General features: G+C 65.8%; 15 protein-coding genes. 14 read left to right on the top strand and 1 reads right to left on the bottom strand.

Translation table 11 applies throughout. The features are described 5' to 3' along the window. Positions 1 to 211: 211 nt before the first annotated feature. Genes AC3WOB_RS25470 through AC3WOB_RS25440 form a run of 7 tightly spaced genes read left to right on the top strand, consistent with a single transcriptional unit; the run spans position 212 to position 5688 of the window. On the top strand, positions 212 to 1360 hold the full coding sequence (locus AC3WOB_RS25470) for an acyl-CoA dehydrogenase family protein (RefSeq protein ID WP_013395519.1): 1149 nt from the start codon (positions 212 to 214) through the stop codon (positions 1358 to 1360). Then, positions 1357 to 2166 (top strand): enoyl-CoA hydratase/isomerase family protein, encoded by an 810-nt coding sequence (locus tag AC3WOB_RS25465; protein WP_013395520.1) that lies wholly within the window; start codon positions 1357 to 1359, stop codon positions 2164 to 2166. Before AC3WOB_RS25470 ends, AC3WOB_RS25465 begins: the two co-directional genes overlap by 4 nt. Then, on the top strand, positions 2163 to 3314 hold the full coding sequence (locus tag AC3WOB_RS25460; protein WP_492276551.1) for a thiolase family protein: 1152 nt from the start codon (positions 2163 to 2165) through the stop codon (positions 3312 to 3314). Before AC3WOB_RS25465 ends, AC3WOB_RS25460 begins: the two co-directional genes overlap by 4 nt. A gap of 1 nt (position 3315) precedes the next feature. Continuing rightward, positions 3316 to 3717: a Zn-ribbon domain-containing OB-fold protein gene (locus tag AC3WOB_RS25455; RefSeq protein WP_492276550.1), complete on the top strand. Its 402-nt coding sequence runs from the start codon at positions 3316 to 3318 to the stop codon at positions 3715 to 3717. Continuing rightward, positions 3714 to 4109, top strand: a complete 396-nt coding sequence (locus AC3WOB_RS25450; RefSeq protein WP_013395523.1) for a hypothetical protein — start codon at positions 3714 to 3716, stop codon at positions 4107 to 4109. Before AC3WOB_RS25455 ends, AC3WOB_RS25450 begins: the two co-directional genes overlap by 4 nt. An 8-nt stretch (positions 4110 to 4117) precedes the next feature. Continuing rightward, complete coding sequence (locus AC3WOB_RS25445) at positions 4118 to 4510, top strand: MaoC family dehydratase (RefSeq protein ID WP_492276549.1); 393 nt, start codon at positions 4118 to 4120, stop codon at positions 4508 to 4510. A 17-nt stretch (positions 4511 to 4527) separates the two neighbouring features. Continuing rightward, the gene (locus AC3WOB_RS25440; protein ID WP_492276548.1) at positions 4528 to 5688 is read left to right on the top strand and encodes an acyl-CoA dehydrogenase family protein; all 1161 of its coding nucleotides are present in this window, start codon (positions 4528 to 4530) and stop codon (positions 5686 to 5688) included. Between the two features lie 13 nt (positions 5689 to 5701). On the opposite strand, the gene AC3WOB_RS25435 is transcribed toward AC3WOB_RS25440, so the two are convergent. Continuing rightward, positions 5702 to 6613, bottom strand: coding sequence for a LysR family transcriptional regulator (locus tag AC3WOB_RS25435; protein WP_013395526.1), 912 nt, complete (start codon positions 6611 to 6613; stop codon positions 5702 to 5704). A gap of 262 nt (positions 6614 to 6875) precedes the next feature. Between AC3WOB_RS25435 and AC3WOB_RS25430 the strand changes: the two genes are divergently transcribed. The 7 genes from AC3WOB_RS25430 (at position 6876) to AC3WOB_RS25400 (ending at position 13393) form a co-directional block, all read left to right on the top strand. Then, positions 6876 to 7652, top strand: a complete 777-nt coding sequence (locus AC3WOB_RS25430) for a 5-oxoprolinase subunit PxpA (RefSeq protein ID WP_492276547.1) — start codon at positions 6876 to 6878, stop codon at positions 7650 to 7652. A 38-nt stretch (positions 7653 to 7690) separates the two neighbouring features. Beyond that, a complete protein-coding gene (locus AC3WOB_RS25425) occupies positions 7691 to 7933 on the top strand; it encodes an acetyl-CoA carboxylase (protein ID WP_013395528.1) in 243 nt (80 codons plus the stop codon). A gap of 8 nt (positions 7934 to 7941) precedes the next feature. Beyond that, on the top strand, positions 7942 to 9342 hold the full coding sequence (locus tag AC3WOB_RS25420; protein ID WP_492276546.1) for an acetyl-CoA carboxylase biotin carboxylase subunit: 1401 nt from the start codon (positions 7942 to 7944) through the stop codon (positions 9340 to 9342). Then, positions 9339 to 10211: a 5-oxoprolinase subunit B family protein gene (locus AC3WOB_RS25415; protein WP_492276545.1), complete on the top strand. Its 873-nt coding sequence runs from the start codon at positions 9339 to 9341 to the stop codon at positions 10209 to 10211. Before AC3WOB_RS25420 ends, AC3WOB_RS25415 begins: the two co-directional genes overlap by 4 nt. After that, positions 10204 to 11193 (top strand): 5-oxoprolinase subunit C family protein, encoded by a 990-nt coding sequence (locus AC3WOB_RS25410; protein ID WP_492276544.1) that lies wholly within the window; start codon positions 10204 to 10206, stop codon positions 11191 to 11193. The genes AC3WOB_RS25415 and AC3WOB_RS25410 overlap by 8 nt, the downstream gene beginning before the upstream one ends. 138 nt (positions 11194 to 11331) lie before the next feature. Further along, positions 11332 to 12660, top strand: coding sequence for a purine-cytosine permease family protein (locus AC3WOB_RS25405; RefSeq protein ID WP_492276543.1), 1329 nt, complete (start codon positions 11332 to 11334; stop codon positions 12658 to 12660). A gap of 82 nt (positions 12661 to 12742) precedes the next feature. Beyond that, the gene (locus AC3WOB_RS25400) at positions 12743 to 13393 is read left to right on the top strand and encodes an HD domain-containing protein (RefSeq protein WP_492276542.1); all 651 of its coding nucleotides are present in this window, start codon (positions 12743 to 12745) and stop codon (positions 13391 to 13393) included. The last annotated feature ends 58 nt before the right edge of the window (positions 13394 to 13451 follow it).

Here is a 13451-nt window from a genome sequence, read left to right as displayed (position 1 = left end):
TTTATAGCGAATGTTTATCTTTATAGCGAATAAAGTCTAGGATTGACCCTTTGGCTTGTCAAGAACAAAACCGAACACCCCAATGATTGACGCATCAACGAACGCTGGCTATTATATTTTTTCACGAGAATATTTTTCTCTATAACGAATATCTAGCCGCCCGAGATTGATGATAGCGGGCGTCATCCGCAGAGACAAAAGGAGCCTATCCGTGAGCTTGAGCTTTGCCTTTTCCACCGAGCACGAAGCCGTCCGCGACACCGTGCGGCGGCTTTGCCAGGACGAACTCTCCTCCCTGGTCTTCGACGCGGAAGAACAGGAAGCCTTCCCCAAGCACGTATTCCAGCGCTGGGGCGACCTGGGCCTGCTGGGCGTGCGCTACCCGGAAGCCGATGGCGGCAGCGGCCTGGACAAGGTCAGCGATTGCATCGTGCGCGAAGAGCTGAGCTATCTGTCCCAGGGGTTCGCCTCGACCTGGTCGGCGCACACCCATCTAGGCATCTGGCCCATCTGGAAGGCCGGCACACCCGCGCAGAAGGCCCGCTTCCTGGCGCCGGCGCTGGCGGGACGAAAAGTGGCCGGATTCGGCCTGAGCGAACCCGACGGTGGCTCCAACGTGCGCGCCATGAAGACGCGGGCCGAACGCGTCGAAGGCGGCTGGCGCCTGCACGGCAGCAAGCTGTACATCACCAATGCGCCCTTCGCCGACTTCCTGCTGGTGGCCGCACGCACCAGCCCCGAGCTCCGCCCGGAATCGATCAGCCTCTTCATCGTCGAGCTGCCCAATCCGGGCTTCGATATTTCCAAGCTCAAGAAGGAAGGGATACGCGCCTCGGAAACGGCGTTGATCCACATCGACGACGCCTTCGTGCCCGACGACTGCCTGCTGGGCGAGACCGAAGGCACGTATCCGCTGATCCTGGAATCGCTCAGCGAAAACCGCGTAGGCGTGGCGGCCAATGCGCTGGGCATGGCGCGCGCCGCCTTCGACGCCGCCACCGCCTACGCCAACGACCGGCTGGTGGCTGGCAAGCGCATCGGCCAATACCAGGCCATCGGCCACAAGCTCGCCGAAATGTCAGCGCAGATCGAGGCGGCCCGCTGGCTGGTCTACTACGGCGCCTGGCGGGTCGACCAGGGAACGCTGGACGCCGCCACGGCCGCGCGCGTCAAGCTGGTCGCCAGTGAAACCGCCGTGTCGGTCAGCGAACAGGCCATCCGCATATTCGGCGGCGCCGGCATCATGCGCGAATATCCGGTGGGCCGCATCCACCGCGACGCTCTCGTCTACATCATTGGCGAGGGCACCAGCGAAATCCAGAAGAACATCATCGCCAACAGCCTGGGGTTCAAGCCATGAACGACTTCGTCCTGCGCGAGCGCCGCGGCGCCACGCTCATCATCACCCTTAACCGCCCCGAACGGCGCAATGCCTTCGACCTCGATGTGCGCCAAAGCCTGGCTGAAGCCGTCCTCGAAGCGCGCGACGACGATGCCGTGAAGGCGGTGGTCATAACAGGAGCCCAAGGCGTGTTCTGCGCGGGCGGCGACCTGAAATCGCTGTCCGAAGCCAAGCGCCCGGTCTACAAGGACCGGGATCGCATACGCCGCCTGCACACCTGGTTCCACGAACTGGTCAACCTGGAAAAACCCGTCATCGCAGCGGTGGACGGCCCCGCCTTCGGCGCCGGTTTTAATCTGGCGCTGGCCTGCGATTTCATACTCGGTACCCCCGCAGCGCGTTTCTGCGCCGTGTTCGGACGCATCGGCCTGGTGCCCGACCTGGGCGGCTTTTTCCTGCTGCCGCGCATCGTCGGGCTGCAACGCGCCAAGGAACTGGTGTTCTCTGCGCGCGAAGTGGATGCCGATGAAGCGCGCGCACTCGGCATTCTGTACGGTATCGTCCAAGCGCCGTCCTTGCTGGACGAAGCTTTGGCGCTTGCCGCCCGCTTCCATAGCGCCTCGACCGAGGCGCTGGGCATGTCCAAGAACATCCTCAACCGCTCCTTCAATCTCGACCAGAATACGCTGGCGGAACTGGAAGCCCATGCGCAGGCGTTGGCCTTGCACACGGCCTATCATGACGACGCCGTGGCACGCTTTCTGGACAAGCAGCCCCTCGCGTTCAACTGGCCCGCCAAGCCCGGCAAGGACGGCGCCGCATGAGCATGAACGCCTACATCACCGGCGCCTGCGATACCCGCGTCGGCGAGCTGCCCGGCTCCAGCTGCATGGGCCTGCACGCGGAAGCGGCATTCGGCGCGATACGCGATGCTGGCCTGGAGGCCGGCGATATAGACGGCGTGCTGTGCGCCTACTCGTTTACCGAACCCCACCTGATGCTGGGCTCCGTGTTCTGCGAATACGCCGGATTGAGCCCGAAATTCTGCACCGCCATACAAGCGGGCGGAGCCAGCGCCTGCATCATGGTCATGCAGGCCGCTGCGCTGGTGGCCAGCGGCCAGTGCAACCATGTTTTGGTCGTGGCGGGCGACAACCGCCTGACGGGGCTGTCTCGCGACGGCGCGGTGGCAGCGCTAGCCGAAGTCGGCCACCCCCAGTTCGAGCGGCCCTTCGGCATCAGCGTGCCCGCCTCCTATGCGCTGGTCGCGCAGCGCTACATGCATGACTACGATGTGACGTCCGAACATCTTGCAGCCATCGCGGTGGAGCACCGCCGCCATGCCGGGCGGCACCCCAAGGCGCACAAGCGTGAACCGATTTCCATCGACGACGTATTGAACTCCCGCGAAATCAGTACGCCGCTGCGCATGCTCGACTGCTGCCTGGTTTCCGACGGCGGCGCGGCGCTGGTGATCAGCCGCCGCCCCCGCAGCGATGGCCTGCGCCCCGCCATCGAGATCCTTGGGGCGGGCCAGGGCCATACGCACGAACACATTGTGTCCGCTCCCAGCCTGGTCGACTTCGGCTGCAAGGCCTCGTCGGCGCGTGCGTTCGCGGCGGCGGGGCTGAAGCCGGCCGATATCGATGTCGCGCTCATCTATGACTCGTTCACCATCACCTTGCTGGTCGAACTGGAATCCATTGGCTTCTTCGCTCGCGGCGAAGCCGGGCCTGCCGCCCTGCAAGGCGAGCTGGGCCTGGGTGGCGCGTTGCCTTGCAATACGCACGGCGGCTTGCTGTCCTATGGTCACTCCGGCGCGGCCGGAGGCATGTTCCACGCCGTCGAAGCCGTCCACCAGCTGCGCGGCCAGGCCGACGAACGCCAGGTGGATGGCGCCAGACTGGCCTTCGTGCATGGGGACGGCGGCATCCTGTCCGCCCATTGCTCACTCGTCCTGGGAGCCGCCTGACATGGAAAAACCCTCGATACGCCCCACCGCCGAAACCCGGCCCTTCTGGGATGGCTGCCGCGACGGCAAACTGCGCTACCAGACCTGCGCCGATTGCGGCGCGGTGCAGCGCATTCCGCGCAGTGTCTGCACCCATTGCCATGGACTGCGACTGGACTGGAACGAGTCCGCCGGCTTGGGCACCGTGCTCAGCCACACCACGGTGCATCGCGCCCCGACGCCGGCTTTCAAGACCGAAACGCCCTATGTGATCGCCCTGGTCGACCTGGACGAGGGATTCCGGCTGATGGTCAACACGCGCGGCGGCGCCAACCCGCCTCTCGCCATCGGCCAGCGGGTGCGGATCGGATTCGAGCCCCGCGGCGACTACCTGCTGCCGATCGCGGAACCGGAGATGCCATGAGCACGCTGTACACCTATGACAGCTTCACTCCCGGCTCGGTGCTGGGCGATTGGGAAGAACCCCTGGACGCCAGGCTGCTGGCGCTCTGGGAACGCCTGTTCGGCTCGCACGCGCAGGACGCGCCTGCCCGGCAGGCTGGCCTGGCCGTCGCGCTGATGATGCGCGCCTACCTGAACGTGGTCACGCCGCGCCCGCCCGGCAACATTCATGCGCGGCAGGCGCTATCCGTCCTTGGTCTGCCGCAGGCCGGCGAGCGGATCCGCTCCACGGTGCGCTGCGTAAGCAAGGAAATGCGGGGCGAACGCCGCTACCTCCAGTTGGAAGTCGCCGGCGAGGGCGCGGCGCGACGCCCCCTGTATACCGGCCGCATGAACCTGATCTGGGCCGCCTAGGACATGCCATGACGCCTACCCTTGAAGCAGTCTCCATGACGGTCACGCAGGCGGACATCGATCTCTACGCCGAACTGACCAACGACTTCAATCCCCTGCACGTAGACCCGGTGTTCGCTGCCGCCACACCCATGGGCGGCACCATCGCCCATGGCACGCTTTCGGTCAACCTGATCTGGCAATCACTGGCGCGCACCTTTGGCGCCGGCGCCCTGGAACGCTTCGATCTGGACATCCGCTTTCTCAAGCCGCTGCACGCCGGCAGCCTCATCACCGCCGGCGGCGAGCGCCTCGCCGATTCGCCGGGACACTATGACGTGTGGGTCAAGGATACCGGCGGCGTCGCGCTGATCGCCGGCCAGGTAGCGCTCGCCGGCGCCGGCACGCCGACCGCCAACTGAACCAACCAGGAACCGCCATGCACTTCACCCACGAACATCGCGAACTCGAGCGGACCACCCGTCGAATCATCGCCGAACACCTCGATCCCTATCTGGACGAATGGGAGGCCGAGCAGATATTCCCCGCCCACCGCGTCATGAAGGCATTGGGTTCCGCGGGCTTGCTGGGCATAGGCAAGGCCGCGGAGTACGGCGGCATGGAGCTGGACTTCAGCTACGAAATGGTCTTCGCCGAGACCCTGGGCGAAGTCCGGTCCAGCGGGCTGACCTCGGCCATCGGCGTGCAGAGCACGATGTGCACCCCGGCCTTGGCGCACCACGGCAGCGATGCGCTCAAACGCGAATACCTGGCACCGACCATCGCGGGCGACCTGGTCGGCTGCATCGGCGTGAGCGAAGCCTCGGCGGGGTCGGACGTGTCGCAGATCAAGACCTGGGCACGGCGCGACGGCGACGACTACATCATCAACGGATCGAAGATGTGGATCACCAATGGCGTCCAGGGCGACTGGATCTGCCTGCTGTGCAATACCTCGCAAGAAGGCGGGCCGCACAAGAACAAATCGCTCATCATCGTGCCGTTGAAATCGCCTGGCGTCAGCGTCTCGCGCAAGCTGGACAAGCTGGTCCTGCGCGCCTCGGATACCGCCGAATTGTTCTTCGACGACGTGCGGGTGCCGGCGAGCAACCGCATCGGCGAAGAGAACATGGGCTTCATCTACCAGATGGAGCAGTTCCAGGAAGAACGCATGTTCGTGGCGGCTCGCAGCATGCGGTCCATGGAGCGGGCTATCGAAGAGACCATCGAGTATGCGGGCCAAAGGCAGGTATTTGGCGGCACGATCCTGTCCAATCAGGTCGTGTACCACAAGCTGGCCGAGATGCAGACCGAGATTCAGGCCCTGCGTTCGCTGCTGTACCGCGCCATCGATCTATACATGGATGGCCAGGATATCGCCCAGTTCGCCTCCATGGCCAAATACTACGCGGGCAAGCTGTCCATGAAGATCCCGAACGAATGCCTGCAATTCTGGGGGGGCCAAGGGGTCATGAACGAGAACTGGATTTCGCGCGCCTATCGCGACTTGCGGCAGACGGCCATCGGCGGCGGCGCCAACGAGATCATGCTGGAGGTCATCGCGAAGACCATGGGTATACATCCCGGCAAACGTGCATAGCGCCAGCGTGTTCTCAGCCCGCCCCGCCCCGCTGCGCCATGTACGCATGCCGGAAGTAGTCCCGCACCACCTGCATGGCGGGCGACACTTCCGCCCCCCGGCGCCAGGCCAGCCCCACGTTCATGGGCGGGATCGGGTCTTTGAGCTGGACGGTCTCGATGCGGCGGCCTTCCAGCGACCAGGGCCGGTACACCATGTCCGACAGCAGCGCCACGCCGCTGCCGTTGGCCACCATGCTGCGCACCGCTTCGACCGACGAGGTGCGCAGCCGCACGTCGGGCTTGAACGGCGTTTCGTTCCAGTAGCGCAGAGCGGTGTAGGCCGCCTCGTCCACGGTCAGCATGATGAACGGCTCGCGCGACACGTCCTCCAGCGTCACCGCATCCGCCGCCAGCAGCGGATGCCTGGCCGGTAGCCACAGGCGCCGCGGCGAGCCGAAGAAGTGCTCCACCGCCAGGTCAGGATTCGCGACGTTGGAGGTCAGCAGCACCGCCATGTCATAGCGGTTTGCGATCAGGCCCTCCTCGATGGCGCTGCGGTTCAGTTCGTGCAGCTGGATCTCCAGGCGCGGATATAGCTGCGACAGCCGCTGCAGGTGATACGGCAGGAAGTAGCCGATCACCGTGTAGGACGCCGCCAGCAACAGGCGGCCCGAAACCTCTTCCGCCGCCGCCGGCATGCGCAAGGCTTCGTCGACCGAGGACAGGATGTTGTAGGCGTGGTTAAGAAAGGTGCGGCCGCTATGGGTCAGCGTCACGCCGTGCGCGCCGCGCAGGAACAGGGCCGTGCCCACCGTTTCCTCCAGTTCGCGAATGGCGCTGGTGATGGCGGACTGCGATATCGCCAACTGGATCGCCGCCTGCGAAATCTGGCCGAGTTCGGCCGCTGCGATGAAGTATTTGAGCTGGCGCAGGGTAATCGACATGGCTGACCTTATCTATTAAATCGATATCTCGGCTTCAGAATATCTGCAAATTCTTCCCCAAATATGATCCCTAAGATGAGGGATATCCCTTAATTTTCATAGGAAAGCTGTTCAGACATCCGTGGCAACCGGGAAGATATTTATCTGAAAAACAGATACTGATGGATCAATAAAAAGATCTTTTTATCCCCTGCCGGCTTGGCTAATGTTCACGTCACACGCCGCGTCGAATGCGGCGAGCAACGCGAAGGAGCCACCCGCAATGAGCAAGCGCAGCATCGACCTCAACTCGGACATGGGCGAAGGCTTCGGCCCGTGGACCATCGGGGACGGCGTGGACGAGGCGATCATGCCCTTGATCAGTTCGGCCAACATCGCCACGGGATTCCATGCCGGCGATCCGCGGATCATGAACCGCACGGTGCTGCAGGCCCGCGAACATGGCGTCTGCATCGGCGCCCACCCCGGCTTTCGCGACCTGGTGGGTTTCGGCCGGCGGGACATGCGCGAAAGCGCCGAAGCGCTGGTGCATGACATCGTCTATCAGCTGGGCGCCCTGCGCGAATTCGCCCGGCTGCACGGCTTGCGGCTGCAACACATCAAGCCCCATGGCGCGCTGTACATGCAGGCCGCGCGCGACGAAACCCTGTCGCGGCGCCTGATCGAAACGCTGCAGGAACTGGAGCCCACCTTGGCGCTGTACTGCATGGAAAGCTCGGTCACCTACCGGCTGGCGCGGGAGTTGAACCAGCCCGTGGTGCGCGAGTTCTACGCCGACCGCGACTACGACGCCAGCGGCTCCATCGTCTTCACCCGCTACACGCAGCCGCTGGATCCCGCCCAGGTGGCCGAAAAAGTGCTGCGCGCCTGCACCGAGGGACGCGTGCGCACGGTCGAAGGCCAGGACATCGCCATCGATTTCGACTCCGTCTGCATACACAGCGACACGCCCGGCGCCCTGTCCCTGGTGCGCGCCACCCGCGAAAAGCTGGAGACCCACGGCATCCGGATCGCGCCTCCCAGCGTGACCGGCCCCTGAACCGCAAGCCACCCGAACAATATTCCAAGGAGAAAACCATGCCGTTGCACGATATTCCCAGCCCCCTGCCCGGAACCTTCTATCGCCGTCCCAGCCCCGACGCAGCGCCCTTCGTGGAACCGGGCGCCACGGTGGCCGCCGGCGCCGTGATCGGCATCGTCGAGGTCATGAAGCAGTTCAACCAGATCGAAACGCCCACCGGCGGCGTGGTGGCCGAGATCCTGGTGGAAGACGGCGAACCGGTGGAAGCCGGGCAGCCCCTGCTGCGGATCGAGGGATAGGCCGAGCCATGTCCGACCTCACTATCCCATACCGCCCCCGCAACATCCATAAGGTGCTGGTGGCCAACCGCGGCGAAATCGCGCTGCGCATCATCCGCGCCGCGCGCGAGCTGGGCATGCGCACCGTGGCCGTCTACAGCGAAGCGGACCGCGACGCGCTGGCCACGCGCATGGCCGACGAAGCGGTGCTCATCGGCCCCTCGCACGCCACGCGCAGCTATCTCAATACCGAAGCGCTGCTGGACGCCGCGCGCAGCACCGGCGTCCAGGCGGTGCATCCCGGCTACGGCTTCCTGTCGGAGAACGCGGCATTCGCGCAGGCCGTGAGCGACGCCGGCCTGATCTTCGTCGGGCCGGACGCCGCTACCATCCGCACCATGGGCGACAAGGCCGCGGCGCGCACCTGCGCGCAGGCGGCCGGCGTGCCCACCGTGCCGGGCAGCGCCGGCGTGCTGTCCTCGCTGGACGAGGCCCTGACCCATGCGGCGCTTATCGGCTACCCACTCATGATCAAGGCGGCCGCTGGCGGCGGCGGACGCGGCATCCGCGTGGTGCGCGACGAGGCCGAACTGCGCGCGCAGATGCCGCAGGCCCAGGCCGAGGCGCAGGCGGCCTTTGGCGAAGCCGGCGTCTACCTGGAACGCTATCTGCCGCGCGCCCGCCACATCGAAGTGCAGGTACTGGGCGACGGCGACAACGCCGTGCACCTGTACGAACGCGAATGCTCGTTGCAGCGGCGCCGGCAGAAGGTGCTGGAAGAAGCGCCATCGCCGGCCCTGGACCCCGCTACCCGCCAGAAGCTGTGCGAATCCGCAGCGCAGCTGGCGCGCTCGGTCGGCTACCGGGGCGCGGGCACGCTGGAATACCTGTACGACGACAGCCGCGGTTCGGGCGAGTTCTTTTTCATCGAAATGAACACGCGCATCCAGGTCGAGCACCCCATCACCGAAGCCATTACCGGCGTGGACCTGGTGCGCGAGATGCTGCGCATCGCCGATGGCGAGCCCTTGCGCTGGCGCCAGCAAGACATCGCCATCCGCGGCGCGGCGATCGAATGCCGCATCAATGCCGAAGATCCCACGCGCAACTTCGCCCCCAGCCCGGGCCGGGTGGAACACGTGCGCTGGCCCGGCGGACCGGGCGTGCGCGTGGACTCGATGCTGTATCCCGGCTGCACCGTCCCGCCCTACTATGACTCTCTGCTGGCCAAGCTGATCGTCTGGGACGAAAGCCGCGCGGCAGCCTTGGCGCGCATGACGCGCGCGCTCGACGAAGTCGAACTGACCGGCGTGCACTCGACGCTGGCCCTGCACCGCGAGCTGCTGGAAGATGCGGACGTGCTGGCCGGCCGCTACCACACCAACTATCTTGAAGCCTGGATGCAAAGGGATCGGGAGGAAAGGCAATGAGCTTGCGCTACACCCACGGCGGCGACGAGTTCATCTTCGTCGAAATCAGCGAAGACATGTCGCTGGAGTCCTTTTTCAAGGGCATGGCGATCACGCGGGCGCTGCGCGAACGCGCGGTCGACGGCGTGACCGAGATCTGCCCGGCCAACGCGTCCTACCAGGTGCGCTACGACCCCGACCGCATCGCCCCGGACGCCCTGCTGGGCCTGCTGCGCGAACTGGAGGCAGGCATGGACCTGGCCAACCTGACGCTGGCGACCCGCATCATCGAAGTGCCGGTGTACTACAACGATCCCTGGACTCACGAGACCCTGATGCGGTTTCGCGAAAGGCATCAGGATCCTGAATCAACGGATCTGGAGTACGCGGCGCGCATCAACGGCCACGACTCGGTGCAAGGCTTCATCGACGCCCACGCTGGTTCGCCCTGGTTCGTATCCATGGTGGGCTTCGTGGCCGGCCTGCCCTTCATGTACCAAATGGTCGAGCGCGAGCGCCAGCTGCAGGTTCCGAAATACCTGCGCCCCCGCACCGACACCCCCAAGCACACGGTGGGGCATGGCGGCTGCTTCGGCTGCATCTATTCGGTGCGCGGCGCGGGCGGCTACCAGATGTTCGGCGTCACGCCCGCGCCGATCTTCGAGCCGGCCCAGCGCCAGGCGCATCTGCGTGATTCCATGGTGTTCTTCCGTCCGGGCGACATTGTGAAGTTCAAGCCCATCACCCGCGACGAGTACGACCACGCCACCGCGCAGGTCGAGGCCGGCAGCTTCGAGCTGCGCATCCGGCCCGTGTCGTTCTCGCTGGCCGAGTTCCAGCGCGCGCCCGATGCCTGCAACGCCCAACTGCTGGAGACGCTCCATGCCTAACGATTCCATCATCGAAGTCATCAAGCCCGGCCTGGCCACGTCGGTGCAGGACACGGGCCGACTAGGCCACTACCACCTGGGCATTCCGCCGTCGGGCGCGCTCGACCAGTACGCGCTGGCGGCGGCCAACCTGCTGGTGGGCAACGCCGCCGACGCCGCCGTGCTGGAATGCACCCTGCTCGGCCCCGAACTGCTGTTTCACCGCGCCGCCGTCATCGCCGTCACGGGCGCCAGCATGATCCCCAAGATCGATGGCGTGACCCAGGCCTGCAATGTGGCGCTGGCGGTGCCGGCCGGCAGCCGTCTGTCCTTCGACTTCGTGCAGGCCGGCGCCCGCGCCTGCCTGGCCGTGGCCGGCGGCATCGACGTGCCGGTGGTGCTGGGCAGCCGCTCGACCTATGCGCTGGGCGCCATCGGCGGCCACGAAGGCCGCAAGCTGCAGGCCGGCGACCGGCTGGCGGTGGGGCCGGCTTCCATCCGCACGCGCGTCGGCCGCGAACTGCCCGCCGCGCTGGCCGTGGCCCCGCCCAAGTCGCAGACGCTGCGCGTGCTGCCCGGCCTTTACGACCACCGCCTGGAATCCGAATCCGCCGCCACCTTCTATGAAGACGCCTGGACCGTGACCTCGGAGGCCGACCGCATCGGCTACCGCTACAAGCAAGGCCGCCCGCTGCGCTTTCGCACCCGCGAGCAGCCCTTCGGCGCGGGCGCGGATCCATCGAATATCGTCGACGCCTGCTATCCCATCGGCTCGATCCAGGTGCCGGCAGGCGTGGAGCCCATCATCCTGCACCGCGACGCGGTGTCCGGCGGCGGCTACGCCATGATAGGCACCGTCATCAGCGCCGACCTGGACAAGGTCGGCCAGATGCAGCCCAACCAGAGCGCCCGGTTCGAAAGGGTGACGCTGGAACAGGCCGTCGCCGCGCGGCGCGACTATCGCGCCCGCTTCGAGCGCCTGCATCAGGCGCTTAGCGGCTAACCCCAGGGGCGCGGCCGGTCCGTGCCCAACTTCCAGCTTTTTCCAGCATCCCGGCCTTGCCCCCTGGCAAGGCCGGAGGGCGACGCGCGCCCGTTCCGCAGTCGAACCGCAGCATCCGATCCCGCCAGGAGATCCGACATGGCCAATCTGACCCCACGCAAACCGTCCGATGAGACGGACAACTCGCTGCACGCCGTCGCCGACGGCGACCGCATGCCCCGCTACGCGCTCACCATGGCCTGGTGGGCCGTGTGCAGCGCCGTGTTCTATATCGTCGTCGGCGCGACGCTGGCGCTGAAGTACGGCGCCTGCAACGCCATCATCGGCATGGTGTTGTCGGTGATCAGCTACGGGCTGATCAACGGCGTCATCAGCCGCTACGCCATCCGCACCGGCCTGTCGGTGGCGCTGTTCTCGCGCCGGCTGTTCGGCACCTCTGGCGCGGCGCTGGCCACGCTGATCTTCTTCGCCACCGCCATCTACTACGCGGTGTTCGAAGGCGCGGTGATGTCGGTCGCCGCGCATCATCTGTACCCGGCCGTGCCGTATTGGCTGGTGGCGCTGGTGGTGGTCATCTACAGCGTGCTGCTGATCTTCGGCAGCGTGCAGCGCTGGCTGGACAAGTTCAACGGCGTGCTGCTTCCGTTCTATCTGCTGGGCCTGTTGCTGGCCGTCGTGATGGCGACGCAGGAATACGGCTACAGCGACGCCTGGCTGTCGTTCGGTCCGCCCGAAGGCCCCGTCCCCGGCGGCTGGTGGGACGCCTTCGTGTACTACATGGGCGTGTGGGTCCTGATGATGTTCACCTTCGACTATGCCCGCTTCGGCAAGCGCGAGGACCAGACTTACCACAGCCGCTACAACTTCGGCATGCCGTTCTACCTGGTGACCTTCCTGCTCAACGGCGTCGCCGGCATCTATCTGGTCAGCACCATCCCCAGCGACGCCGCCCTGTCGGAAGTGTCGGTGGTGCTGGCGCTGCTCAAGCTGATGGGGCTGGGCGGACTGCTGTTCGTATGGATCACGCAAACCCGCATCAATACCGCCAACTACTACCTGGCCACCATCAACATGCAGGCGTTCTTCGCGCGCTGGCCGGGCATGCGCTGGCCCAAGGCGATGTGGGCCATCATCGTGGGCGCGGTGACCTACGCGCTGATGCTGCTGGACGTGTTCTCTTATCTGCTCCAGGCGCTGGCCTACCAGGGCATCTTCGTGGTGTCGTGGGTGGCGGTGGCGCTGGTCCACATTCTTGGCAACGCGGAATCCGCGCCGCAGCATGGCGGCGCGGCATTCAACCGCGCCGGCCTGGCAGGATGGTTCGCCGGCGCCATCTGCGGCCTGGCGCTGATGCACACGGCCGGCTTCGCGGCCACCCTGGCCGCGCCCGCCAGCTTCGTGGTGTCGGCGCTGGTGTACCGGATCTGCTCCACGGCGGCGGGACGGATGCAGACGCAGGGCGGCTGACGCCGCTCCAGGCCCGCGTCCCGGCGCGGCTTGGAACCGCCCTGTGTACACTTTCCGCCAGTCCCGGAACTGATGGAAGGCAATGAACCTGCGCGAAGATTTGGCGGCCTTGCGGCCGCAACTCATACAGATAGCCCAGAGCGCGGATACCGGCGACGGCGCCCATGACCTGAGCCACCTGGAACGCGTCTGGAAGGCCGCCCACAGCATGCTGGCGCACCATCCCGAAGCCGACGCCATGGTCGTCATGGCCGCCAGCTACCTGCACGACCTGGTCAACCTGCCCAAGAACCATCCCGACCGGGCGCGCGCCTCGTCCATGGCCGCCGGCCAGGCCGTGCGCGAACTGCAGGCCATTGGCTACCCAGACTCCAAGCTCGAAAGCGTGCATCACGCCATCGAAGCGCACAGTTACTCCGCCAACATCCCGCCGCTTTCCATCGAGGCCCGCATCGTGCAGGACGCCGACCGCCTCGACGCGCTCGGCCCGGTTGGACTGGCCCGCATGTTCCATGTCGGCGGGCAACTCGGACGCGCCCTGGCCCATCCCGCCGATCCTCTCGGAACGCAACGGGAACTGGACGACGGTGCCTATGCCCTGGATCACATCGAAGTGAAGCTCGCGCGCATCGCCGCCTCGATGAAGACCGAAGGCGGCCGCTTGCTGGCCCGCTCCCGCATGGACTGGATACGGCGGTTCCGCGACGATTTCGTGGCGGATTGGTCGGCCTGACCCAGCGCTCTCACCGATCGGCAAGCGCCCATGTTATATAATAAGAATTATTCTCATA

This window comes from Achromobacter sp. FW305-C-30-7 (genome assembly GCF_058783105.1).
The sequence above is the reverse complement of the archived record's forward strand: the minus strand, read 5'-3'. Positions and strand labels throughout refer to the sequence as shown.

Excerpts from the sequence above, each read along its gene's own strand:
- AC3WOB_RS25465 (WP_013395520.1), top strand. The coding sequence starts at position 1,357 with ATGAACGACTTCGTCCTGCGCGAGCGCCGCGGCGCCACGCTCATCATC.
- AC3WOB_RS25460 (WP_492276551.1), top strand. The coding sequence starts at position 2,163 with ATGAGCATGAACGCCTACATCACCGGCGCCTGCGATACCCGCGTCGGC.
- AC3WOB_RS25455 (WP_492276550.1), top strand. The coding sequence starts at position 3,316 with ATGGAAAAACCCTCGATACGCCCCACCGCCGAAACCCGGCCCTTCTGG.
- AC3WOB_RS25450 (WP_013395523.1), top strand. The coding sequence starts at position 3,714 with ATGAGCACGCTGTACACCTATGACAGCTTCACTCCCGGCTCGGTGCTG.
- AC3WOB_RS25445 (WP_492276549.1), top strand. The coding sequence starts at position 4,118 with ATGACGCCTACCCTTGAAGCAGTCTCCATGACGGTCACGCAGGCGGAC.
- AC3WOB_RS25440 (WP_492276548.1), top strand. The coding sequence starts at position 4,528 with ATGCACTTCACCCACGAACATCGCGAACTCGAGCGGACCACCCGTCGA.
- AC3WOB_RS25435 (WP_013395526.1), bottom strand. The coding sequence starts at position 6,613 with ATGTCGATTACCCTGCGCCAGCTCAAATACTTCATCGCAGCGGCCGAA.
- AC3WOB_RS25430 (WP_492276547.1), top strand. The coding sequence starts at position 6,876 with ATGAGCAAGCGCAGCATCGACCTCAACTCGGACATGGGCGAAGGCTTC.
- AC3WOB_RS25425 (WP_013395528.1), top strand. The coding sequence starts at position 7,691 with ATGCCGTTGCACGATATTCCCAGCCCCCTGCCCGGAACCTTCTATCGC.
- AC3WOB_RS25420 (WP_492276546.1), top strand. The coding sequence starts at position 7,942 with ATGTCCGACCTCACTATCCCATACCGCCCCCGCAACATCCATAAGGTG.
- AC3WOB_RS25415 (WP_492276545.1), top strand. The coding sequence starts at position 9,339 with ATGAGCTTGCGCTACACCCACGGCGGCGACGAGTTCATCTTCGTCGAA.
- AC3WOB_RS25410 (WP_492276544.1), top strand. The coding sequence starts at position 10,204 with ATGCCTAACGATTCCATCATCGAAGTCATCAAGCCCGGCCTGGCCACG.
- AC3WOB_RS25405 (WP_492276543.1), top strand. The coding sequence starts at position 11,332 with ATGGCCAATCTGACCCCACGCAAACCGTCCGATGAGACGGACAACTCG.
- AC3WOB_RS25400 (WP_492276542.1), top strand. The coding sequence starts at position 12,743 with ATGAACCTGCGCGAAGATTTGGCGGCCTTGCGGCCGCAACTCATACAG.